We start from the raw sequence: 21,654 nt of genomic DNA, 5'->3' as shown, positions 1-21,654 counted from the left end.
TATTATTGAGCGTCTTTATCAAACGTAATGCGAGCAATCGCATCATGTTGGTGAATCGTTTCCTCATTGCGGCATTCGACGAAGAATGAAGCAATTGGATCCATCTCGTAAAGGTCGGCAGCGATTAAACGCACCATGTCTTCGACGAAACGTGGGTTTTCGTACGCCATTTCTGTGACGCGTTTTTCATCCGGACGTTTGAGGACCGGGTGAAGTGGTGCTGAAGCATTTGATTCTGCGGCGTCGAGGAGTTCTTGTTTCCAGTTGAAGTCATCCGCTTCGTCGCGTAAAGAAGCTTCCATCGTGACGTAACCGCGTTGGTTATGGGCACTGTATTCACTGATTTCTTTTGAACACGGGCAGAGTGTCGTGACATTGATTGTCAATCCAACGGATAATGTCGCTTCGTTTGTTTCCGTGTTCACGCTGACGGTCTGCCAGACTTCAGCATTCATCAAACCACTGAGCCCCGTTGCCGGCGCTTTACGTGTGAAGAACCACGGGTAACGGATTGTTAATTGTCCTTCTGTTTGCTCCATGCGCTCAGCAAGATCACGAGCGAATTGAATGAGTGACTCATTTGTGACGACCCAGCCTTCGTTATGGTACTGGTCGAGTTGTTCTGTCAAACGACTCATATTGATTCCTTTACGGTCTTGTACGAGCGAAGTCGACAGTTCAAACGTCGCGATGGTTGCTTGTGTCGTCTCGCCATCTTGAATGACAACCGGATGTTTGACGTTTGAGATCCCTACTGCATCAAGCGCGAATAAGAAATTCTTTGGTGTATTTTGCAGATCGATCATTTTATCTTTTTCAGTCGGTTTTGTTCCTTTAATAGGGGGAACAGAACCAAAAAGCTTGTGACGCTCTTCTTTGGTTGGCAGTGTAATCGGGTAGGTAGACATTCAGATCGGCCCCTTTGTCCTTTTGTAGTAGTGCAAGTAGTAATAACATGACAGGAATGCTAGAGACGAGCAAGTCTGATGATTCCGTGAATGTGCTTCGCGACATATTGTTGCTATGAATTTTATCATGAACTTCTATAAAAACAAAACTGACAAGACTCGGAAGAAACAGTTTGCTTATTCACAAGCATAACTTTCTTGCAATCGGGTATATTATCGTATACTATATGTTCATGTGAACGTGTAAAAGTCGTGTCATTAGAAAGCATATCTCCGTTTGAATTGAAATCAGGAAGGAATGAAGTAGATGGATTGGCAGTTAGTACTTCAGTATGCCTGGGTTGTCCTTGTCTTAATCGCATTAGAAGGACTCCTTTCGGCAGACAACGCGCTCGTGTTAGCGGTAATGGTTAAACATTTGCCGGGCGAGCAACAGAAAAAAGCTTTATTTTACGGATTGGCAGGAGCATTTGTGCTTCGATTTGCGGCATTATTCGCAATTTCATTCCTCGTCGATATTTGGCAGATCCAAGCACTTGGTGCTGCTTACCTCCTGATCATGGGACTGCGGCATATTTACAAAGCCGTTAAAGCCCGGCGGATTGGGGAGAATCATGGAGCGGAAAACGAACTCGATGCAGAACCGAAATCAGACGAACCGGTTTCTAAAGCCGAGTTTTGGAAAACCGTCGCTAAGATTGAATTCGCTGACCTCGCGTTTGCGGTCGATTCGATTTTGGCAGCCGTCGCACTTGCCGTTGCTCTCCCGAACTGGGGAACCGGTGAAATCGGTGGATTGAATACCGGTCATTTCGTCGTCATCTTGACGGGTGGACTGATGGGTGTCGTCTTGATGCGTTTCGCAGCCCGCGTTTTTGTCAAGTTACTAGCAGAGCGTCCGGGTCTTGAAACGGCAGCCTTTGCCATCGTTGCCTGGGTCGGGGTAAAACTTGCGGTTCTTGCGCTTGAACACCCGAAATACCATGCTTCAATCGAAGGTACAATTTTCGAAGTGTTAAAACTTCCGGAAGGATTCGCGCACAGTACACCGTGGCAAATCTTCTTCTGGACAGTCATGGTGGGTCTCGCACTTTGGGGTTGGTTCTCATCTCCAAAAACGAAATCTAATCCGGATGCAGAAAAGAAAGTCGAAAAAAATCTATAACACCGATTAGGCTCTCCTTCATGGAGAGTCTTTTTTTGTCTGAAAATTAGGAAGATCGGGTAAAAAGAACAATCGGATTCAAGCCTTCAGTCTTTTTCTTTTAGGTAAGCGGCCTTATAATAAACTTACTGAACAAAAAGGGGATTCGTTTTTATGGATATTGGATTAATTACGCAGTATGCGACCGTTGGACTCGTCTTGATCATCTTGCAAGGGCTGTTATCTGCGGATAACGCGATGGTCATGGCTGTCCTCGTTCGTCCGTTACCGGATGAGCAACGGAAAAAAGCGTTGTTTTATGGATTGATCGGAGCCCTTGTCTTACGCTTCGTCGCGATTTTCTTCGCGTCTTACTTGGCGACGGTTTGGGAACTGCAGGCACTTGGAGCGATTTATCTGTTTTATGTCGCCTTCAAAGGGATTGTGGAGGCACGCTCGAATAAACATCAAGTGCCGGACGCAATGGCGTCACAAAAAGCGTCCCCTAATTTTTGGTGGACGGTCGTCAAAGTCGAGTTTTCGGATTTAGCCTTTGCCGTCGATTCGACGCTGGCAGCAGTTGCGATGGCGACGACGTTACCGATGATTGGCGGAACGATTGGTGGCTTGAACACCGGACAATTCTGGGTCGTCTTCTTCAGTGGAATCATCGGACTGGTCATCATGCGTTACTTCGCCAGCTGGTTCGTCGTCTTGTTACAGAAACGACCGGGTATTGAAGAAGCTGCCTTTTGGCTCGTCGCCTGGGTTGGCGTGAAGTTAGTCGTCATGACACTGGCTCATCCATCGATTGACGTATTGCCGCATGAATTTCCAGAGAGTACACTCTGGCAATCGATTTTCTGGGTTGTCCTCGCACTGATTTTGGTGTTAGGTTGGTTTAGAAGCGGTACGAAAACAGAAAAATAATAAAGAAGAGCGGGCAGGGTCATCATTCCCCTGTCCGTTTTTGAATGAGGAGAGATGACGATGCAAAACGGTAATTTCATTCGGATGTTGACACGGATGCAAAATGTTCCGCGCTGGGATGAGTACGCTCCGCGTTTTCCGGATAACGCGGCGAGTCACAGCTTTCGGGTCGCGTTATTCAGCTTGATGGCGAGTTATATCGAAGAGGAGGCGACCGGCGTCAAGTTGGATCGTCTGTCGTTACTCGGAAAAGCTTTGTTTCACGACATGAACGAAGTCATCACGGGACCCATCAAACACCGGACGAAAAAAGAACCGACGCTGCATGCGCATATTCAGGCGATGGAACAACAAGCGAGTGAAAAACTCGTCGCCTTGCTGTCTAAATCGTTGCAACCGGATTTTACGAACTATCTTGTCTTTGCGGAAGATGATTCGCCGGAAGGGCAGATGGTCGAAGCGGTAGATACGTTTGATGCGATGTTGTTTGCGAAACGGGAAGCCGACATGACCGGTTCGACGTTTTTTAAAGCCAAAACGGCGGAATTGAAGACGGTGCTTTTAGATCATCCTTTACATGCGATTCGGACGTTGACCCATTCCGTTTTTGCGGAAGATGCCATGTCGCGCTTCATCGACAACATCCTGATGATGGATACGATCCGGCGCTGGAAAGGCCGTTTTAATACGATTGATGATAACGATGCGACGCATGCGTTTCGTGCTGCGTCGCTTGGATTATTCAACGGTTTGATTGAATCGAAGAAGTACGGCGTGGAAATCGATACGGCGGAAGTCGTATCGCGTCTGCTTTGTCATGATTTGGTCGAAGGAACAACAGGCGATGTCCTTGGTCCCGTCAAACATGCCACGCCCGTCACGGCAGCGGCTTTTGAAGCGTACGAGCGGACGGAAGGGGAAGCGTTGATTCATCTGCTTCCGGCATCGATGCAGCGTGAGTTTCACCGGTTTGTCGTCGAAGCCAAAGATGAAACGTATGAAGGACAGATGGTCGATGTCGTCGATAAACTCGATGCGTTGATTAAGATGAACATGGAGCGGAAACTGAACGGCGTCGAATACGAGACGGGTTACCGGGCACAATTAAAGAAAGTCCAAACGGCCTATGAAAATCCATCGGTTGTCTTTTTCCTTGCCTATGTCTTACATGACTTGGATTACGTGACATCTTAAAAGGAGGAAGACGATGACAAACGCCTCACCGATTCAAACGAAACGATTGACGCTCATTTTAATTTTAGGATCACTCGCGGCACTGGGTCCGCTGTCGATTGACATGTATTTACCGGCGTTTCCCGACATGTCACGCTCGTTTGGCGCCAGTGCCTCGTCGATTCAACTGAGCTTAACGGCCTGTATGCTCGGGATGGCACTCGGGCAGATTATCGTTGGACCGCTCAGTGACGTACGCGGGCGGAAACGCCCTTTATTGATGGCGTTGTTCGCCTACTTGCTCGCCTCACTCGCCTGTGCCTTTGCACCGACGATTGAAGTCTTGATTGCCTTACGGTTTGTTCAAGGGGCGGCAGGAGCATCGGGAATCGTCATTTCGCGAGCGATTGTCCGCGATTTATTTGAAGGACCCGAACTGACGAAATTTTTTGCGGCATTGTCGCTCGTCAACGGAACGGCACCGATTTTGGCACCGATCATCGGTGGGCAGATCTTGCGGTTCGGAGACTGGCGGGTTGTCTTTTACCTTCTTGCCATTCTCAGTACACTGATGCTGATTGCCGTCGCCTTCCGTTTACCGGAAACACTCCCGGTTCATCATCGGGTGGAGGGGAACTTAAAGACGACGTTCCAGACATTCGGACGGTTGTTATCGGACCGGACGTTCCTCGGGTACGCGTTCGCCCAAGCGTTTGTCATGGGAGCGATGTTCGCCTATATTTCCGGTTCGCCGTTTGTCTTACAAAATATTTATGGCGCCAGTCCACAACAGTTCAGCTTTTTGTTTGGGATCAATGGAATCGGAATCATCATCGCGGCGCAAACCGCGGGACGACTGGCCGGATGGGTCGACAGTGAGAAGATGATGCGGATTGCGTTAACGGTCGTTGCGCTTGCGGGTATCGGTCTCTTCCTTGCCTTGACCTTGTCGAGTTCCTTGATTCTGGTCATGATTCCATTATTCTTTGTCGTCTCGAGTGTCGGGATGATTTCGACGCTTGGTTTCACCTTGGCCATGCAAAATTATGGATCGACGGCAGGAAGCGCTTCGGCGTTGCTCGGTTTGTTGCCGATGCTTGTCGGTTCACTCGTCTCTCCACTTGTGGGTGTGATGGGCGAAGACTCGGCCTTGCCGATGGGATTGATCATCATGACGCTCGATTGTTTGGCACTGCTCGTCTACATGTTGCTGATTGTTCGGAAAAAAGGATAAGAAGATCATGATAACGAAGCCGATTCCTTTTGAATCGGCTTTTTTGTTGCGGATACATTCAGATTCCAGAAAAAAGTCAAAAAGGATTCCATGAATTTTGAAACTATTTCCAAAAAGGGACCGTAAATAAAAGTGAGCTCAGCACGCAGGAAAGGAGCAGGCGGATGAAAAAACGACACTTGTCAGGTACACGGCCGGTACCTGAACTTCGTGATCAACGGACACTTGAAAGTCTGCTGGCACGGCATTATGCGGCACAAAAAAAGTATGACAGGCGGCGCCGCGAAGCGGACAGTCCTCGGGAACGGGAACTGGCCGGATTGTTATATGAAGAAAACCGGTATGCCTATCTTCAAGCTTACCGCCAACTCTACGGATCGAGTCCGTTCGTCGAGGTGACCGAAGATGGACGTTAGTACACTATATCTTTACGCACTGGCAGCCGCTGCTTGCGGCGTCTTATTGTCCGTTGTTTTTTCCGATTTGATTCCAGGCATCGATCAAATCTTTCATCCGACGTTGATTTTGTCCTTTGTGATCGTTACGTCAGCTTTCGGCTTTGCTTTGGAGCATCTGACCGCAATTGGTTCACTCGTTATTTTGCTGATCAGTGCCGGAATCAGTCTGATCGTCACTTCCTTGTTGCACTTATTTATTTTTGTTCCCTTGGCAAAGGCGGAGCAATCGATCAGTTTTTCAGAACAGACATTAGAAGGACGCAGTGCGATCGTCATCGTCCCGATTCCGGAAGCGGGGTACGGGGAAATTCTCGTCGATGATGTATCAGGGCGAATTGCCAAATCAGCGGTTCTTTTTGAAGGTCCTGCTTTAGAACAAGGTACAAAAGTCATCATTATTGAAATTAAACAAGGCGTGGCGCGTGTCATGACCTATCCGATCCAGTGGAAAGAGGAGATGTTTTCATGAATCCTGTTATTATCGTGGCCATCATTGCCGGTGCTCTGATTTTGGCGCTGATTGCCTTATTCGTCACCAAGTACCGGACAGTTGGACCGGAAGAAGCCTTAATCGTATCCGGGAGTTACCTCGGAAATAGTCCGACCGTCAACACCGATGAATCCGGCAACCGGGTCAAGATCATTCGCGGCGGTGGAGCATTCATCTTACCGGTCTTTCAACAAGCATCACCACTCAGTTTACTGTCGAGCAAGTTAGAAGTGACAACGCCCGAAGTCTACACGGAGCAAGGGGTTCCGGTCATGGCGGACGGGACAGCCATCATTAAAATCGGCAGCTCGATTTCTGAAATCGCGACGGCGGCCGAACAATTCCTCGGTAAATCAAAGGAAGACCGGGAAGGCGAAGCCCGTGAAGTCCTTGAAGGTCACTTGCGTTCGATCCTCGGTTCGATGACGGTCGAAGAAATCTATAAGAACCGCGATAAATTCTCGCAAGAAGTCCAACGTGTCGCGTCTCAGGATTTGGCGAAGATGGGACTGGTCATCGTATCGTTTACGATCAAAGATGTCCGGGATAAAAACGGTTATTTGGAGTCACTCGGGAAACCGCGGATTGCCCAGGTTCGCCGTGATGCAGACATCGCGACGGCCGATGCGGAAAAAGAAACACGGATCAAACGGGCGGAAGCCTCAAAAGACGCCAAAAAGGCAGAACTCGAACGGGCGACGGAAATTGCGGAAGCGGAAAAAGAAAACCAGCTGAAGATGGCCGATTACCGCCGCGAGCAGGACATCGCGAAAGCGAAAGCCGACCAAGCGTATGATCTCGAAAATGCGCGCGCCCAGCAGGAAGTCACGGAACAACAAATGCAGATCAAAATCATCGAACGTCAGAAGCAAATCGAGCTGGAAGAACGTGAGATTCTCCGCCGCGAGAAACAATACGATGCGGAAGTCAAAAAACGGGCGGACGCCGACCGGTACTCGATCGAGCAGGCGGCACAAGCCGACCGGGCGAAACAATACGCGGAAGCCGATGCGACGAAATACCGGATTGAAGCGTCCGCGAAAGCCGACGCTGAACGGATTCGTCTCGATGGTCTGGCCAAAGCGGAAGCGGAGCGGGCACAAGGGGAAACGGAAGCTGATATCATCCGTCTGAAAGGTCTTGCAGAAGCCGAAGCAAAAGAAAAAATCGCTCAAGCGTTCGAACAATTTGGACAAGCGGCGATTCTCGATATGGTTGTCCGGATGATGCCGGAATATGCGAAACAAGTGGCGACACCGCTCAGCAACATCGACAAGATCACGGTCGTCGATACAGGAAGCGGGGAAGGTGGCGGAGCAAATCGGGTGACTGGATACGCCACTGACTTGATGGCATCGTTGCAGGAAACACTTAAAGCATCATCCGGCATCGATGTGAAAGACTTGATCGAAAACTTCTCGGGCAAAGGCACGACGAAACCATTGACGGTCAACTTGAACCAAGGGGAACCGGTCGCTTTGGGAACGAAGTCTGAATGAAACCGAACGTTGTCTTGACGATGCTGTTCCTGCTAGTCGTTGTAAATCTCGTCGCCCCGCTTTCGCTACTGTTCCTCGTAGCAATCGTTTCGGCGTTCGGGCTGTATAAAGGCTATACATCAGAGGACGGAATCCAGAACATCTTTAACGTCAAGCGCGTTTCCTATTCGCTTCGCCATCCGCTGACGCGGGCAGAAGCGCTGGCTGCCGGTCTAATCGGTCTGTTGACGATAGATCTTCCCTACTTGTGGAACGGAATCCGGACAGGACTGTCCTTGCAAGACGTCGGCTATTTGTTATTTGAACTGGTGACGTTGCTCTTGTTTGTCTATGTATTGTTCCGCTTTTTGTTGCTCGGGCTTTTTGAACCGGGAACAGAGCGGACACCGTATGCATCGAGACGATAAAACAGTGAAATAACAGATTAAAAAACAAAAAATCCGGATGATCCAACCTTTCCTGATAAAGAAGAGGGGGATCATTCGGATTTTTTAGTTTGGATAAAATTAATCGGCTGTCAGACAGGCAAATCATAGCCGATGACAAGCAGTCCCGGTCCGGTGTGCGAACCGATGGCCGCTCCGGCAATCGTAATCAAGACTTCGCTTGGAGAGAACTGGGCTTCAATCAATTGTTTTAATTGTTCCGCCCGTTCGAGCGAGTCGCCGTGACCGATGATGATCCGGTGGCCGTCGATGGCGGGACGTGCTTCTTCCATCCATTCGACGATCCGGTTCATGACTTTTTTCTGACCACGGATCTTTTCTTTTGGAATCAGTTTCCCGTCTTCGACCGTCAACAGTGGAAGAATCGACAACAGACCGCCGATGAAGGCACTTGCCCGCGAGACACGCCCGCCGCGCATCAAGTATTCGAGCGATTCGACCGTAAATAAGTGTCGGACGGTACTGATTTTTTGTTCCGTATACGTCTTCGTTTCCTCAAACGAATGCGTCTTTGCATATTCAGCGACGTCTAAGACGAACAGTCCTTGACCGGTCGAAGCAGTTTTCGTGTCGATGATCGCATACGGGACATCGGGATAGGTTTCAGCGAGTTCTGCTGCAAGCATCGTCGCGGTTTGGTAAGTACCGGACAGTTCGCTGGAAAACGCCAGATAGATAAACGGGTCACCTTGTTTAAAGTGCGCCGTAAAGACCTCGACCATCCGTGACACCTCGACTTGGAACGTTTTAGGTGCGGCACCTTCCCGCATTTTGGCGTAGAGTTCGAGCGGCGAAATGGATTCCCCGTCAAAAAACGTATCTTCTCCAATCAACACGCCAAACGGCATGACGGTAAAGTCATAGGCGTTCAATAATTCTTTTGGTGCATCGGCACCACTGTCTGTAATAAAACGTATCATGTTCGTTCTCTCCTTTATTCACCTAGGACTTTTTCATTTCGATCCAACATCCGACCCAGGTTTACACCGAAGCGTTCGTTCTCGATTTCGCTCAAGACGGACGGTGTGAGTGTCGCGCCGAGTTCCATCAAGGAGCGATAGACACGCAAGAGACATGATTCGACCGTTAACGGAAGCTGCAGTAACTCTTCAAGGGAAGCCATTGTTTCCGGGACGACGGTCGGATACACGAATTTAGTTGTTTCTCCTTGTAAGGCGGCAGCGTAAAAATCACGGACAAGTTGCGCTCGGGCACTGCCACTGCCGTTCACGCAGAGATAAATTTGGACAGCGACGCCTCCGCGGACACGTCGTTGTGAGATGCCGGCAAACTTTTTACCGGCAATCGATAAGTCATACGATCCGGGACAATACGAACCAACGACCTCTCCGGCGACGATCGCATCAGTTTCTTCGGCGAACATACGGCGGACAAGAGCAAGCATCGCTTCATATCCGCTGTCGATATCAATCCCGCCGCGTTCCGGAAGAACAAGCGAGACGTTGAGGACGCCGGCATCGAGGACGACGGCAAGGCCGCCGGAATTCCGGATGACTGGTTGGAAACCATGGGCGTGCAAAACGTCAATTCCTTGATCGAGATAAGGAAGACGCGCATCTTGGATTCCGAGGACAACGGTTTCGTGGTGGACCCACGAACGGATGGCTGCACCTTCTGTAGCGACGGAGGCGCATAATGTATCGTCCATCGCAAACGATTGTGTCGCATGAAAGGCGTTTCCGAGTGACGTTTGATCAAAAATACGATAATGTTCTTGTTTTAAGAGTTCGATTCCCATAGGCTCGTTCCTTTTTTTCTGGATTTGCGACATCATTATAGCATAAGGCGATGTAAACTTTCTGTAAGAAGCAAGTGAAGGAACAGGAACAAACCGTTTCAGACCGAAATAGAACGATAGAGAACGAACCATTAAAGGAGAGAGTGTATGTATCAGTCACTGGGGCAACTAAAAGAAACAAAGGTATTTAAGGATCCCGTTCATCGTTACATCTACGTCAGTGACCAATTGATCTGGCAATTGATCGGAACAAAGGAATTTCAACGCTTGCGCCGGATCAAACAACTCGGAACATCGTTTTTGACGTTCCATGGAGCCGAGCACACCCGTTTCCACCATTCACTCGGCGTATATGAGATTACGCGGCAATTGATTGACGTCTTTAACGGTCGGGCTGATTGGGACGATCAGTACCGCGAATTGACGCTCGTCGCGGCACTTTTGCACGACGTCGGACACGGACCATTTTCGCATGCCTTTGAGAACGTCTTTGGCGTCGATCACGAAGAATGGACGGAACGAATCATTTTGGGGGATACAGAAATCAAGCAGGTTTTGGATCAAGTCGGCGAAGGATTTGCGGAAGAAGTGGCGTCGATCATCAATAAAACCCACCCGAACCAATTGCTCGTGACGATGATCAGTTCCCAGCTCGATGTCGACCGGATGGATTACTTGTTGCGGGATGCGCACTTTGCCGGTGTCAGTTACGGAAAATTCGATCTTGAGCGGATGCTGCGTGTCCTGCGTCCGGCACCGAATCAGATGGTCGTCAAGCAGTCCGGCATGCACTCGATTGAAGATTACATCATGAGGCGTTATCAGATGTACTGGCAAGTCTACCTGCATCCCGTCACGCGATCGAGTGATTATTTATTAAAAGCGATTCTTGAACGAGCCAAAGAACTGTATACGGGCGATTACGAATTTGCGATTGATCCGGTTCATTTAAGTCCACTCTTTACACAACAGATGTCCTTAAAAAACTATTTGGCACTCGACGAGACAATCGTCTACTTCTATTTCCAACAATGGGCAGAAGAGGAAGACATAGTATTAAGTGATCTAGCCCGTCGGTTCGTCGACCGAAAATTATTTAAATACGTTGATTATCCGGCAGAAAAACGGGCCCGTGTCCATGAGAAACTTTGTATCTTGTTTAAAAAAATCGGACTCAATCCAACGTATTATCTGCTTGAAGACAAGCTCAGCCGCTTACCGTATGACTTATATGGAGATAACGGTGAAATCAGCAAACAACCAATCATGCTCCAGATGAAAAATGGTCAGACGAAAGAGATCTCACAAGTCTCGCCCCTCGTTCAAGCGATTGCCAATTCGCGTCAGACAGATGAAAAGCTGTTTTATCCCCAAGAAATCCTGCACGACTTACGCGAGTTTGCGAATGAGAAGATGCAAATCGATCAATTGTTACTCGGAGAAGAGTCATGAACGACATCATCGCAACTATCTTACAGCGTGCCGGATTAGAACAGGAACCGATTGAACCGTTAAAAGGCGCCACGTCCTCGTATGTGTTCCGGGCGGGGAAGAGTGTTTTTCGGATTCATACAAACGCTGCATGGCTCAAACAGGAACCGGACCTCGTCGCGCACGAGGTTTTTGCGTTGCAGGCGGCAGGTCATCTTGGACCGGATGTTGAGAATTATCAATTGACGCGGGAGGGTGACATTCCGCCGTGGATTCAAATGACGTATCTGTCGGGAACCATTCGACTCGAGCCGCTCGATCGTTCCTATCTCAGACAACTGGCCAAGACGTTAGTGAGGATTCATCAACTGCCGATCCCGGAACGCCGGTATCAGTATGCCCCGTATGCGACGCAACGAATGGTTCCGTCTTGGGCGAAACGAACTGAAATATGGCAAAGAGCCGCAGAAGAACCGCCGGCAATGAGCCGTCAAATTCGATTCATTCATCGTGATTTCCATCCGGTCAATGTGTTATACGGTTCAGAACAACAGTATAACGTAGTCGATTGGATCAATGCCTGTGTGGGTCCGATCGAAGTCGACGTCGCTCATTGCCGATTGAATCTGGCGCTGCTCGAATCGCTCGAGGCAGCGGATCAATTTTTAGCTGAATATATCGAGTTGAGCGGATTTTCGTATGATCGAAAATGGGATTTAACGGCCGTTTTTGATTTTGAACCTGAGACCATTGATGTTTATCCCGGTTGGAAAGCATATGGGAAGGCGAACATCAGTCGGGCCAATGTTCGGGAACGGATGGAAAACATTGTATTGAAAGTTTATGAAAATGACGAAAGCGGTTACTAAATGAACTTTACCCCTTGCAGTTCTTCCGAATGTTGATTATTCTAGTACTTGGGAAAGAGATTGAACGTCAGACCTCGTACTTATGTACAACTGATAAAATAAACTATGGATTGAGGGATAGTTCGTGAAATATTTAATCGCAATACTTGGACTTGTCGTCGTGTTTGGCTTGGCATTCCTTGTCAGTAGCAACCGTAAAGGCATCAAATTGAAACCGCTTGCGGTCATGCTAGTGCTTCAGCTTGTTCTTGGATTCATCCTGTTGAATACGTCGTTCGGTTTTATCATCATTAAAGGGATCGCCCAAGTCTTTGATAAATTGCTCAGTTATGCAGCAATCGGTATCAACTTCGTCTTCGGTGGATTAGCGAATGAAGGGTCACAACCATTCTTCATCAACGTCCTGTTACCAATCGTTTTCATCTCGGCTTTGATCGGGATTTTACAGTTCACGAAAATTTTACCGCTTCTCATGCGTGGGATCGGCTTAGTCCTTTCGAAAATCAATGGCATGGGACAACTTGAGTCATACAATGCCGTCGCGTCAGCTGCAATCGGTCAGTCAGAAGTTTTCATCACGGTTAAAAAACAAATCGGTAAATTACCGCCCAACCGCCTGTATACGTTATGTGCGTCTGCGATGTCGACGGTGTCGATGTCAATCGTCGGAGCGTACATGACAATGGTTGAACCGAAATATGTCGTCACAGCCATCGTCTTGAACTTGTTTGGTGGATTCATGATCGTTTCGATCATCAATCCGTATACGGTTGATCCAAAAGAAGATATTTTGGAAATCGTTGAAGAAAAACAAACGTTCTTCGAAATGCTCGGCGAATACATCATGGACGGATTCAAAGTTGCGATCATCGTCGGAGCGATGTTGATCGGATACAATGCCTTGATCGGAATGGTCAATGACATCTTCTTGATGGTACTCGGCATCTCATTCCAAGACATCCTCGGTTACATCTTCGCACCGTTCGCCTTCATCATGGGGATTCCATGGGCAGAAGCGGTCAGTGCAGGTAGTATCATGGCAACTAAATTGATCACAAACGAATTCGTCGCGATGCTCAGCTTGCCTGAATACGCAAAAGAATTCTCAGAGCGGACACTCGGAATCGTTTCAGTCTTCTTGATTTCGTTCGCGAACTTCTCTTCAATCGGAATCATTGCTGGTGCTGTCAAAGGACTTGACGATCGTCAAGGAAGTGTCGCAGCAAGCTTTGGTCTGAAGTTACTCTACGGAGCAACACTGGTCAGCGTCTTGACGGCAATCGTCGTTAGTGTGTTACTGTAATTTAAATTGGGGTGACGATCCGGTCGCTCAATCAAAGAAGGACCCGATTTTTAAAATCAGGTCCTTCTTTTTTTTTCTGTAAAATCATTGTTTTAGCCGCGCGAAGAAATCCCGATCCGTTCGTGGTGGAACAAGCCGTCCTTGTAAACTTCGTAGGCGAAGCGGGCGACGTTGATTCGGGGAATCGGACCGGTTTCGTGGGTGAATCGGTTCGATTCGATCAAGACATCCTCAATCGCTTCATCTTCGGTGAGCTGCGTCGGGCAGATGATCGTATAATCGACGTCGGCATCTTTCAGCGTCAGATAGGCTTTGAGATGATCTTCGGCCGCGACAGTCGAACGACGACGGGATTCGCTCGACTGGAACCGGTATTTGCCGGGTTCATCCGAAGCATCAAGAATGCCAGCCGTGCTGACAAAAACGATGCGGTCAATCTGTTGTTCTTTCATTTTTGTGACGAGGTGGGGAATCGCTACCGAAAGAATTTGTTTTTGATCGGTCCCGAGACAGCTGAAGACAGCCGAAGTCCCTTGAACGACGCGTTCGAGATCATCCGCGTCTGTGGCGTCACCCTGGATGACTGTCAGATGGGGATGATCAGGCAAACTGTGTTGCTCAGAACGAACGAGTGCGCGCACCTCGTGTCCTTCTTGCAGCAGTAAGTCGAGTAATGGTCGTCCCGTTCTCCCGGTTGCGCCGAGTAAGCTGAATGTTGCCATGATAATTCATCCTTTCTCTGGTAAGTATATGGAACAGGAGGAACGATACGGTAGAATCGTTCCTCCTGAGAAGTGTTTATTTGTCAGCGAACATCACGCCAGCTTGACCATAATCGGTTTTCTCCATCTCTTCGATGAAGACAGTGACGTTTTCTTTTGGAGCATCAACAGATTCGGACACGGCTGCTGTGACTTTTTCGATTAAAGCACGTTTTTGTTCAACGGTGCGTCCGGCTAACATTTTGACTGTAACGTAAGGCATTTCTATTCCTCCTTCTGTTATAAGTTCAACACGCCATCAGTATACCGTACGTCACCCGGGTTGCGTCAAACCGCACATGGAAATCGAAAAAGAAGGGTATAAGACAGGAGTAGACTGTCGTAAGCAAGAAATACTTATATTAACAAATGATGAGGATGAGGTGAAGGCATGGAGATGGAACCTGTGATTCGTAAAAAAATCCATACGCTACTGATTTTTGACCGCGCTTTACCAGAAGATGACACGTATCCCCTGTCAGGAGCAAAAGGTCTCGAGGTGGCGGAAGTGTTGTTCGGACAAAACATTCCGTTTGGACGGCTCGTGACGGACAAGGAACTGGCTGTACTGGTCGGCAACGAGGAAGCCAAACGATACGGGATGTTGACGTTGTTACGTGACGATATCCGTTTTAAGCCGATTTTTCAAAATCGGAAACCAACGCCGGAAATTGAAGAAGAAATTTCGGAGCGTGTTCGGGAGCTGGCCAAACAATTGCGGGCCATCCGCTCAAGATGTTCGTCACTCGAGCGGGTCATCTTGTTTGGACGTGGTGCGCAAACGCTGTATGACCAAGCCTTAGTGCAGTTAGAAGAGCTCAATCCTCCTGCTCACGAAGAGCTGACGTCCCTGGAGTGTCATCGCTTACCGACGATTCGTCGTGTCACACGTGACCAGCTAGAGACGCTGAGACGATAAACGAAGACTTGCGCCGACTGTTGGATGCGGTATGATAGAAGCAACAGCGGTAAAAGGGGACGAGTAAACGATGGAAAAGAAAATTAACTTTAATATCATTTCAGATAACTCAACAGACGGACACGGTGGATTTGGTGTCGGCACGTTAAGCCTAAACAGTATGTCACCGGTCATCATTTCACCGGAAGATGGTGAAGCCTATATCGATATGGGCGCTATGCATGCCAAGGCGGCAATCGAAAAACGGATTAAGTTCACGACGGACAAAGCGGATACACCAAACGGGAAACCGTACTGGATCGTCTGGGTGACGGTCGGTCGGAAACCGGAAGGCTTTTATTACGGCGGCGTCGCAGCGTGTGACCTGTTAGTCGATGTCGAAGCGAGACGCGGCTTTAAGATTTTGGCGGATCACGTCAACAAGATGGACAAATCGTTAAAAGGACGGATCGTCGTCAGTCATATGGATGAGACATCGAAACGATTGTTGCGTGAATTCCTGCAAACACATAAACCGGAGATGTGGGAGAATGCAGAGCCGGAATTACATGAAGCATTGGCTTAAAACAAAGGTGCTGACTCAAAAGTAAGTCTCTACAAAGATAAGGGTGGCAGAATGATACTCTGCCACCCTTATCTTGTTAAAAAAAAGAATTACTCGTTACACGCAACTCCTACAGGAAAAAGCGCATGTTTGTCTCGCCTGAGGAAAGGGCGTGAAAAGACGAGTGATTCTTTTTTTGAGTCAGCCCCTTTTGATGGATCACGTGCGTAATGTCACGACAATCAGCTCGGGGTGATTGAAAATCCGAAATGGAAATAGGCTGTTGCCAAGTCCACGGCTGATGATCATTTTTGTCTGCTCGATGGTATGTTGTCCCGCTGTCAGTTCCGGGAAAAATCCTTGACCCGGTGCATACATCCCGTCTGTCAATGGAAGCCGGATTTGTCCGCCGTGAGCATGTCCGGACAGGACGAGATCCATGTTTCGTTCGGCATACAACGGCAAGTATTCCGGACGGTGCGCCATCAACAGTTGGAAGGTGCTAGTGTCGACTGCGGACTGAGCTTGATCGAGACTTTGACGGATCCCGTCCGGTTCTTGCAACCCTTCACTCCAGCGGGTCGTCGTCGGATCGTCGATTCCGAGCAATTCAATAAACTGTCCTTCCCGCTCAAGCGGAACAGATGTATTTCGAAGAACCGTTACGCCGAGCTTTTCAAGCTTCGGCAAAATCGTGAAATTACGCCGGACTTCATGATTGCCGGTGACAAAGTAGACAGGATAGTCTGCCGTCAATTTTTCCATCAGCAGAAGAGCATCTGCTTCACCGTCACGTCGGGAATCGATTAAGTCACCCGTCATTAAAATGAGATCGGGCTGAAGCTTGTCGATTTTTTTCAAAAGATGCTTCTGATGAGAACCAAACGATTTCCCGTGCAAATCGGCAATCTGCAAGATTTTATAGTCGTCAAACGCGGCAGGCAGTTTATCCGATTGAACGGTTACTGCCGTCGTGTCGATTTGATTGTTTTCCCGGTACAAAAACCAACTGCTGAGAGCAAGAATCCCGAGTGGAATGAACCATTTTTTTTTTGAGACGCAAGTCCCCACCTCTTTTCTTATCTTCAGCATACCAAAAAGACCCTGTCTTCCGCATGAGGGAGACAGGGTCTGATTACAGTTACGCTTCTTTTTTCAAATCGTCTGTTGCTTTCGCAGCGTCCGGTTCGTTGGAAAGATCCATGAACAGGGCAATGACCATCATCCCGACGACAAAGATGAACGGGAAGGCCGCGAGAACGGCTGCTGCCTGCAAGGCACTGAGCCCGCCGGCATACAGGAGAACGGCAGCGATGGACGACTGGATGATTCCCCATGTCAACTTGATGCGCAGACTTGGAAGCAGACTACCACCGGAAGACAACATCCCGAGGACGTAAGTCGCCGAATCGGCAGACGTGATGAAGAACGTCGTAATCAAGAAGACGGCAATGATGCTGAGGAATGTTCCGAGACCACCAAACGTCTCGAACAAAGCAAACATACCGGTTTCAACACCCTTGTCGTTGACCGTTGAAATGAGATCAACGTTGTTGAACAATTCATTCCAGATCGCAGACCCACCGAAGACGGAGAACCACAGCAAACCGAAAATCGTTGGCACGAGCATGATACCAAGCACGAACTCACGAATCGTCCGTCCCTTTGAAACACGGGCGATGAACGTTCCGACGAATGGCGACCAGGAAATCCACCAAGCCCAGTAGAAGATCGTCCACGCATTAATCCAACCGCGTTCATCCGGATTAAAAGCAGATGCCCGGAAACTCATGACGGGCAGGTTTTGCAAGTAAGCGCCTGTCGTTTGGACAAACAAATCCATGATGAAGCTGAAAGGTCCAAGCAATAGGACACCAATCATCAAGAGTGTCGCGAGAGCGATGTTGGCGTTACTCAAGCGGACGATTCCTTTATCGAGACCGGAAGCAGCACTCATCATATAGAGGACCGATACGACTAAGATGATGATCAATTGCGTCAAGAATGAGTTCGGAATACTATCAACCAGAAAATGAAGCCCGCCGGAAATTTGTTGGGCGCCGAGACCAAGTGAAGTCGCAACACCAAACGCAGTGGCGACGATGGCCAGCACTTCAACCGTTCCTTTACCTGCTGCTTCGTACTTTGGTTTCATCAGCGAGGCGACCGTGTCGCCGATTGTTGCCGGACGCCCTTTACGGAATGTCGAGTAGGCGATGGCAAGACCAACGATCGCATAAAGCGCCCATGGGTGAAGACCCCAGTGGAAGAACGAGTAGCGCATGGCGAGCGGAGCAGCCTCCGTTGGATCACTTGTCGCGACCGGTGGTGTGTGGAAGTGGGTCAGTGGTTCCGAGACACCCCAGAACACAAGACCGATTCCCATACCGGCGCTGAATAACATCGCGAACCAGGAAATGAGTCCGTACTCCGGACGATCGGAGTCCTTACCGAGTCGGATCGAACCGAAACGGGAAAAAATTAAGAAAATAGCAATTAATAAAAAGGCACTCATCCCAATGAGGTAAAGCCAGCCGAAGCCGTTTGAGACAAAGTTTTGAGCTTTTCCTGTAACATTGCCAAGATTTGCGGCACCAATGAGTGATTCAGGCAAGATTCCCCATATGGTAAAGAGCACACAGAAAATGACAGATACAATAAAGACGTTCGTGATCTTGCTTTTTCGTTTATTTTCCATCGTGATCAACACCTTCTTTCGAATTTTACATGTAGTTTTGTATTCCTTTTTAGGCAACGACATTGATAATTCCCGCGTTCTTTAAAAACAAAACCTTGTCACGCAAGTTCTTACCGTAACAAACTTTGGAGGTAACTGGCAAATCACAATGGGTAATGACTAAAAGTGGAAGGGCTTCAATTACATTGAGTATTTTTAATGAAAATCCCTTGATGGCGCGGTTCAGACTTCCTGTTGCTAAGGGCGAAAGCAACAGGAATATTTATTATTTCCCGCTTCTGCTTTTTTGTAACACACATCAACGAAGCAAAATAACAGACGTGTTGAAAGGGGTTTGCTATTGTATCAAATAGTCACTACATTAATCAGGAGGAATCAACCATGAATCACGAGCAAACGAAACAACAGATTTTAGAAGCATTCGAGTTCCGCCATGCGACTAAATCATTTGATCCAACAAAAAACATAACACCGGAAGATTTTTCATTTATTTTGGAGACGGCACGGCTTTCACCAAGCTCATTTGGCTATGAACCGTGGAATCTGCTTGTCATTCAAAACGAAGCGCTCCGCAACGAAATCCGGAATGTCGCCTGGGGAGCACAAGGTCAATTGCCGACCGCGAGCCATTATGTCATCTTCCTCGCCCGGACAGGGGAACAGATGCAACCGGACGGGGCGCATGTGCAACATATGATGGATGTGCTCGGTTTATCGGACGAAGCGAAAGCCGGTCGGACGAAACGATACAGTTTGTTCCTCGAAGAAGACTTTCAGATTGGTCGCAATGAAAAAGCGATGGCAGATTGGTCAGCAAAACAGGCGTACATTGCGCTCGGAAACATGATGTCGACGGCAGCACAAATCGGGATTGATTCCTGTCCAATCGAAGGATTTGATCAGCAGGCGGTCGAACAACTTTTGGAACAACATGATTTGCTGGATCGATCTGTTTTTGCCGTCCCGGTCATGGTCGCCTTCGGTTATCGGTCGGATGAGCCAAAACGTGAAAAACAACGGCGTTGCCTAGATGAAATCGTCACATTCGTCGACTAAAAAAACAGCTGGAAATTTTCGAATTATATAGAAGTTTCTTTCAAAGTTCGGTATACTCGCATTTGTATGATTAAGAAGCGCCGTAAACGCCACTCGCATACGAACAACTTTTGTCTTGATGAAAGAAAGGGGTTCTATCGCAAATGGAACAAAAATTAAAGTTATGGTTCACGGAACACCAAACGGAAGATTACGGTATCACATTCCGTGTCAACCACGTTTATGAGAGCGAACAAACGGAGTTTCAACGCCTAGAGATGGTTGAGACGGACGAGTTCGGTACGATGTTGTTACTTGACGGAATGGTCATGACGACAGATCGAGATGAGTTTGTATATCACGAAATGGTCGCACACGTTCCACTGTTCACACATCCGAATCCAAAATCGGTTCTGGTTGTTGGTGGAGGAGACGGTGGCGTCATCCGCGAAGTGTTAAAACACCCATCAGTCGAAAAGGCTGTTCTTGTCGAAATCGACGGAAAAGTCATCGAATACTCGAAGAAATATCTACCAAACATCGCAGGTGGTCTCGACGACGCACGTGTTGAAGTCATCGTGGGAGACGGCTTCATGCATATCGCAGAAGCAGTCAATGAATATGATGTCATCATGGTTGACTCGACAGAACCTGTTGGTCCTGCCGTTAACCTGTTTACAAAAGGTTTCTACTCAGGAATCTCAAAAGCGTTAAAAGAAGACGGCATCTTCGTCGCACAGTCGGATAACCCATGGTTCACACCAGACTTAATCCGTGATGTCCAACGCGATGTCAAAGAAATCTTCCCGATCACGAAACTCTACATTGCCAACGTTCCGACTTATCCGAGCGGTCTGTGGACATTCACGATTGGATCGAAAAAACATGATCCTCTCGCTGTCGCACCAGAGCGTTTCCACGAGATCGAAACGAAGTACTATACACCGGAACTTCATACAGCAGCATTCGCGCTACCGAAGTTCGTCAAGGATTTAACGATTTAATTGTACGTCAGGAGTGTTCCGTTTTTAGGGGCACTCCTTTCTATGACTGGAGGAATAATGATGCGTTTTGATGAAGCTTATTCAGGTAAAGTGTTTATCGCGAGTCAACCGACTCACGAAGATGCAAAAGGTGTATTGTACGGTATGCCGATGGACTGGACGGTCAGTTTCCGTCCCGGTTCACGATTTGGTCCAGCCCGGATCCGTGAAGTGTCACTCGGACTCGAAGAATACAGTCCGTATCTTGACGGTGACATTGCGGATGCGAAATTGTTTGATGCCGGCGATATCCCGTTGCCGTTCGGCAATGCCCAAAAGTCACTCGACATGATCGAAGAATACGTCGATTCGTTGTTGACGGCAGGAAAGTTCCCGCTTGGTATGGGGGGCGAACACCTCGTCACATGGCCGGTCGTCAAAGCCTTTGACAAACATTATGATGATTTTGTTGTCCTGCACTTTGATGCACATACGGACTTACGCGATTCATATGAAGGAGAGCCGTTGTCGCACTCGACACCACTCAAAAAAATCGCAAACTTGATTGGACCGGAAAACTGCTATTCGTTCGGCATTCGTTCAGGGATGAAAGAAGAGTTTGAATGGGCGAAGACGTCCGGTTACAACTTGTTTAAATACGAAATCGTCGAACCGCTAAAAGCCGTTTTGCCGAAGCTTGTCGGTAAAAAGGTCTACGTGACGATCGATATCGATGTGCTCGATCCTTCGGCAGCACCCGGAACCGGGACGCAGGAAATCGGCGGTGTGACAACAAAAGAATTACTTGAAGTTGTTCATATGATTGCACGTGCGGATGTCGACGTCATTGGAGCCGATTTGGTTGAGGTCTGTCCGGCGTATGATCAGTCTGACATGACGGCAATCGCGGCTGCCAAAGTCTTACGTGAAATGATGATTGGATTTATCAAGTAAAAACGAAAAGGTCAGATCCGTTTTTTGGGATCTGACCTTTTTGTTGTCAGAGAATCAGTTCATACAAACTGAAGCCGTCGCAGCCGAACAGCAACAGTGCGGATGCACAATAAAAT

General features: G+C 48.3%; 23 protein-coding genes. 16 read left to right on the top strand and 7 right to left on the bottom strand.

What is annotated here, in order from left to right:
* Positions 1-2: 2 nt before the first annotated feature.
* Complete coding sequence (gene folE2 / locus ACHA8N_RS04400; RefSeq protein ID WP_393964865.1) at positions 3-908, bottom strand: GTP cyclohydrolase FolE2; 906 nt, start codon at positions 906-908, stop codon at positions 3-5.
* 307 nt (positions 909-1,215) lie between these two features.
* Between folE2 and ACHA8N_RS04395 the strand changes: the two genes are divergently transcribed.
* The 8 genes from ACHA8N_RS04395 (at position 1,216) to ACHA8N_RS04360 (ending at position 8,243) form a co-directional block, all read left to right on the top strand.
* Positions 1,216-2,073, top strand: coding sequence for a TerC family protein (locus ACHA8N_RS04395; RefSeq protein ID WP_393964864.1), 858 nt, complete (start codon positions 1,216-1,218; stop codon positions 2,071-2,073).
* 153 nt (positions 2,074-2,226) lie between these two features.
* Complete coding sequence (locus ACHA8N_RS04390) at positions 2,227-2,982, top strand: TerC family protein (protein ID WP_393964863.1); 756 nt, start codon at positions 2,227-2,229, stop codon at positions 2,980-2,982.
* A 60-nt stretch (positions 2,983-3,042) separates the two neighbouring features.
* Complete coding sequence (locus ACHA8N_RS04385; protein WP_393964862.1) at positions 3,043-4,176, top strand: YfbR-like 5'-deoxynucleotidase; 1,134 nt, start codon at positions 3,043-3,045, stop codon at positions 4,174-4,176.
* 13 nt (positions 4,177-4,189) lie between these two features.
* Positions 4,190-5,389, top strand: a complete 1,200-nt coding sequence (locus ACHA8N_RS04380; RefSeq protein WP_393964861.1) for a Bcr/CflA family multidrug efflux MFS transporter — start codon at positions 4,190-4,192, stop codon at positions 5,387-5,389.
* Positions 5,390-5,553: 164 nt separating this feature from the next.
* Positions 5,554-5,805, top strand: a complete 252-nt coding sequence (locus ACHA8N_RS04375) for a hypothetical protein (protein WP_119923778.1) — start codon at positions 5,554-5,556, stop codon at positions 5,803-5,805.
* Positions 5,795-6,316 (top strand): NfeD family protein, encoded by a 522-nt coding sequence (locus tag ACHA8N_RS04370; protein WP_393964860.1) that lies wholly within the window; start codon positions 5,795-5,797, stop codon positions 6,314-6,316. The genes ACHA8N_RS04375 and ACHA8N_RS04370 overlap by 11 nt, the downstream gene beginning before the upstream one ends.
* Positions 6,313-7,836, top strand: coding sequence for a flotillin lipid rafts scaffold protein FloT (locus ACHA8N_RS04365; RefSeq protein WP_393964859.1), 1,524 nt, complete (start codon positions 6,313-6,315; stop codon positions 7,834-7,836). Before ACHA8N_RS04370 ends, ACHA8N_RS04365 begins: the two co-directional genes overlap by 4 nt.
* On the top strand, positions 7,833-8,243 hold the full coding sequence (locus ACHA8N_RS04360; RefSeq protein WP_393964858.1) for a hypothetical protein: 411 nt from the start codon (positions 7,833-7,835) through the stop codon (positions 8,241-8,243). Before ACHA8N_RS04365 ends, ACHA8N_RS04360 begins: the two co-directional genes overlap by 4 nt.
* Positions 8,244-8,353: 110 nt before the next feature.
* Here ACHA8N_RS04360 and ACHA8N_RS04355 read toward each other — a convergent pair whose 3' ends face one another.
* Together ACHA8N_RS04355 and lipL are read right to left on the bottom strand one after the other, a co-directional pair.
* Positions 8,354-9,202: a DegV family protein gene (locus ACHA8N_RS04355; protein ID WP_393964857.1), complete on the bottom strand. Its 849-nt coding sequence runs from the start codon at positions 9,200-9,202 to the stop codon at positions 8,354-8,356.
* A 14-nt stretch (positions 9,203-9,216) separates the two neighbouring features.
* On the bottom strand, positions 9,217-10,041 hold the full coding sequence (gene lipL, locus ACHA8N_RS04350; protein WP_147511589.1) for an octanoyl-[GcvH]:protein N-octanoyltransferase: 825 nt from the start codon (positions 10,039-10,041) through the stop codon (positions 9,217-9,219).
* A gap of 147 nt (positions 10,042-10,188) precedes the next feature.
* Here lipL and ACHA8N_RS04345 point away from each other — a divergent pair, with 147 nt between their 5' ends.
* The 3 genes from ACHA8N_RS04345 (at position 10,189) to ACHA8N_RS04335 (ending at position 13,644) form a co-directional block, all read left to right on the top strand.
* Positions 10,189-11,493 (top strand): HD domain-containing protein, encoded by a 1,305-nt coding sequence (locus ACHA8N_RS04345; protein WP_393964856.1) that lies wholly within the window; start codon positions 10,189-10,191, stop codon positions 11,491-11,493.
* Entirely contained in the window at positions 11,490-12,341 is an 852-nt protein-coding gene (locus tag ACHA8N_RS04340) for a phosphotransferase family protein (protein WP_393964855.1), read from the top strand. The genes ACHA8N_RS04345 and ACHA8N_RS04340 overlap by 4 nt, the downstream gene beginning before the upstream one ends.
* A 124-nt stretch (positions 12,342-12,465) precedes the next feature.
* The gene (locus ACHA8N_RS04335; protein ID WP_028107159.1) at positions 12,466-13,644 is read left to right on the top strand and encodes a NupC/NupG family nucleoside CNT transporter; all 1,179 of its coding nucleotides are present in this window, start codon (positions 12,466-12,468) and stop codon (positions 13,642-13,644) included.
* Positions 13,645-13,736: 92 nt separating this feature from the next.
* Here the strand turns inward: ACHA8N_RS04335 and ACHA8N_RS04330 are convergent, their stop codons facing one another.
* Both ACHA8N_RS04330 and ACHA8N_RS04325 read right to left on the bottom strand, forming a co-directional pair.
* Positions 13,737-14,366, bottom strand: coding sequence for an NAD(P)-dependent oxidoreductase (locus ACHA8N_RS04330; protein WP_393964854.1), 630 nt, complete (start codon positions 14,364-14,366; stop codon positions 13,737-13,739).
* A gap of 76 nt (positions 14,367-14,442) precedes the next feature.
* Entirely contained in the window at positions 14,443-14,628 is a 186-nt protein-coding gene (locus ACHA8N_RS04325) for a 2-hydroxymuconate tautomerase (RefSeq protein WP_014969267.1), read from the bottom strand.
* A gap of 168 nt (positions 14,629-14,796) precedes the next feature.
* On the opposite strand from ACHA8N_RS04325, the gene ACHA8N_RS04320 reads away from it, so the two are divergent.
* Both ACHA8N_RS04320 and ACHA8N_RS04315 read left to right on the top strand, forming a co-directional pair.
* Entirely contained in the window at positions 14,797-15,324 is a 528-nt protein-coding gene (locus tag ACHA8N_RS04320) for a hypothetical protein (RefSeq protein ID WP_147511594.1), read from the top strand.
* 70 nt (positions 15,325-15,394) lie between these two features.
* The gene (locus tag ACHA8N_RS04315; protein ID WP_393964853.1) at positions 15,395-15,889 is read left to right on the top strand and encodes a YwhD family protein; all 495 of its coding nucleotides are present in this window, start codon (positions 15,395-15,397) and stop codon (positions 15,887-15,889) included.
* A 198-nt stretch (positions 15,890-16,087) separates the two neighbouring features.
* Here ACHA8N_RS04315 and ACHA8N_RS04310 read toward each other — a convergent pair whose 3' ends face one another.
* A complete protein-coding gene (locus ACHA8N_RS04310) occupies positions 16,088-16,939 on the bottom strand; it encodes a metallophosphoesterase (RefSeq protein WP_393964852.1) in 852 nt (283 codons plus the stop codon).
* A gap of 70 nt (positions 16,940-17,009) precedes the next feature.
* Positions 17,010-18,566: a BCCT family transporter gene (locus ACHA8N_RS04305; RefSeq protein WP_393964851.1), complete on the bottom strand. Its 1,557-nt coding sequence runs from the start codon at positions 18,564-18,566 to the stop codon at positions 17,010-17,012.
* 381 nt (positions 18,567-18,947) lie between these two features.
* Between ACHA8N_RS04305 and ACHA8N_RS04300 the strand changes: the two genes are divergently transcribed.
* The 3 genes from ACHA8N_RS04300 to speB all read left to right on the top strand — a co-directional run bounded on the left by ACHA8N_RS04300 (position 18,948) and on the right by speB (position 21,538).
* On the top strand, positions 18,948-19,622 hold the full coding sequence (locus ACHA8N_RS04300; protein ID WP_393964850.1) for an NAD(P)H-dependent oxidoreductase: 675 nt from the start codon (positions 18,948-18,950) through the stop codon (positions 19,620-19,622).
* Positions 19,623-19,765: 143 nt separating this feature from the next.
* Complete coding sequence (gene speE, locus ACHA8N_RS04295) at positions 19,766-20,605, top strand: polyamine aminopropyltransferase (protein WP_014969274.1); 840 nt, start codon at positions 19,766-19,768, stop codon at positions 20,603-20,605.
* 60 nt (positions 20,606-20,665) lie between these two features.
* Complete coding sequence (gene speB / locus ACHA8N_RS04290) at positions 20,666-21,538, top strand: agmatinase (RefSeq protein WP_393964849.1); 873 nt, start codon at positions 20,666-20,668, stop codon at positions 21,536-21,538.
* Positions 21,539-21,654: the final 116 nt, after the last annotated feature.

This window comes from Exiguobacterium sp. S22-S28, assembly GCF_043359615.1.
In the GTDB taxonomy this organism is placed as follows: Bacteria; Bacillota; Bacilli; order Exiguobacteriales; family Exiguobacteriaceae; genus Exiguobacterium_A.
This window is presented reverse-complemented; position numbering and strand designations above follow the sequence as displayed.

What these genes read in the sequence shown, in the direction of transcription:
- folE2 (WP_393964865.1), bottom strand. Translation starts at nt 908, where the DNA reads ATGTCTACCTACCCGATTACACTGCCAACCAAAGAAGAGCGTCACAAG.
- ACHA8N_RS04395 (WP_393964864.1), top strand. Translation starts at nt 1,216, where the DNA reads ATGGATTGGCAGTTAGTACTTCAGTATGCCTGGGTTGTCCTTGTCTTA.
- ACHA8N_RS04390 (WP_393964863.1), top strand. Translation starts at nt 2,227, where the DNA reads ATGGATATTGGATTAATTACGCAGTATGCGACCGTTGGACTCGTCTTG.
- ACHA8N_RS04385 (WP_393964862.1), top strand. Translation starts at nt 3,043, where the DNA reads ATGCAAAACGGTAATTTCATTCGGATGTTGACACGGATGCAAAATGTT.
- ACHA8N_RS04380 (WP_393964861.1), top strand. Translation starts at nt 4,190, where the DNA reads ATGACAAACGCCTCACCGATTCAAACGAAACGATTGACGCTCATTTTA.
- ACHA8N_RS04375 (WP_119923778.1), top strand. Translation starts at nt 5,554, where the DNA reads ATGAAAAAACGACACTTGTCAGGTACACGGCCGGTACCTGAACTTCGT.
- ACHA8N_RS04370 (WP_393964860.1), top strand. Translation starts at nt 5,795, where the DNA reads ATGGACGTTAGTACACTATATCTTTACGCACTGGCAGCCGCTGCTTGC.
- ACHA8N_RS04365 (WP_393964859.1), top strand. Translation starts at nt 6,313, where the DNA reads ATGAATCCTGTTATTATCGTGGCCATCATTGCCGGTGCTCTGATTTTG.
- ACHA8N_RS04360 (WP_393964858.1), top strand. Translation starts at nt 7,833, where the DNA reads ATGAAACCGAACGTTGTCTTGACGATGCTGTTCCTGCTAGTCGTTGTA.
- ACHA8N_RS04355 (WP_393964857.1), bottom strand. Translation starts at nt 9,202, where the DNA reads ATGATACGTTTTATTACAGACAGTGGTGCCGATGCACCAAAAGAATTA.
- lipL (WP_147511589.1), bottom strand. Translation starts at nt 10,041, where the DNA reads ATGGGAATCGAACTCTTAAAACAAGAACATTATCGTATTTTTGATCAA.
- ACHA8N_RS04345 (WP_393964856.1), top strand. Translation starts at nt 10,189, where the DNA reads ATGTATCAGTCACTGGGGCAACTAAAAGAAACAAAGGTATTTAAGGAT.
- ACHA8N_RS04340 (WP_393964855.1), top strand. Translation starts at nt 11,490, where the DNA reads ATGAACGACATCATCGCAACTATCTTACAGCGTGCCGGATTAGAACAG.
- ACHA8N_RS04330 (WP_393964854.1), bottom strand. Translation starts at nt 14,366, where the DNA reads ATGGCAACATTCAGCTTACTCGGCGCAACCGGGAGAACGGGACGACCA.
- ACHA8N_RS04325 (WP_014969267.1), bottom strand. Translation starts at nt 14,628, where the DNA reads ATGCCTTACGTTACAGTCAAAATGTTAGCCGGACGCACCGTTGAACAA.
- ACHA8N_RS04320 (WP_147511594.1), top strand. Translation starts at nt 14,797, where the DNA reads ATGGAGATGGAACCTGTGATTCGTAAAAAAATCCATACGCTACTGATT.
- ACHA8N_RS04315 (WP_393964853.1), top strand. Translation starts at nt 15,395, where the DNA reads ATGGAAAAGAAAATTAACTTTAATATCATTTCAGATAACTCAACAGAC.
- ACHA8N_RS04305 (WP_393964851.1), bottom strand. Translation starts at nt 18,566, where the DNA reads ATGGAAAATAAACGAAAAAGCAAGATCACGAACGTCTTTATTGTATCT.
- ACHA8N_RS04300 (WP_393964850.1), top strand. Translation starts at nt 18,948, where the DNA reads ATGAATCACGAGCAAACGAAACAACAGATTTTAGAAGCATTCGAGTTC.
- speE (WP_014969274.1), top strand. Translation starts at nt 19,766, where the DNA reads ATGGAACAAAAATTAAAGTTATGGTTCACGGAACACCAAACGGAAGAT.
- speB (WP_393964849.1), top strand. Translation starts at nt 20,666, where the DNA reads ATGCGTTTTGATGAAGCTTATTCAGGTAAAGTGTTTATCGCGAGTCAA.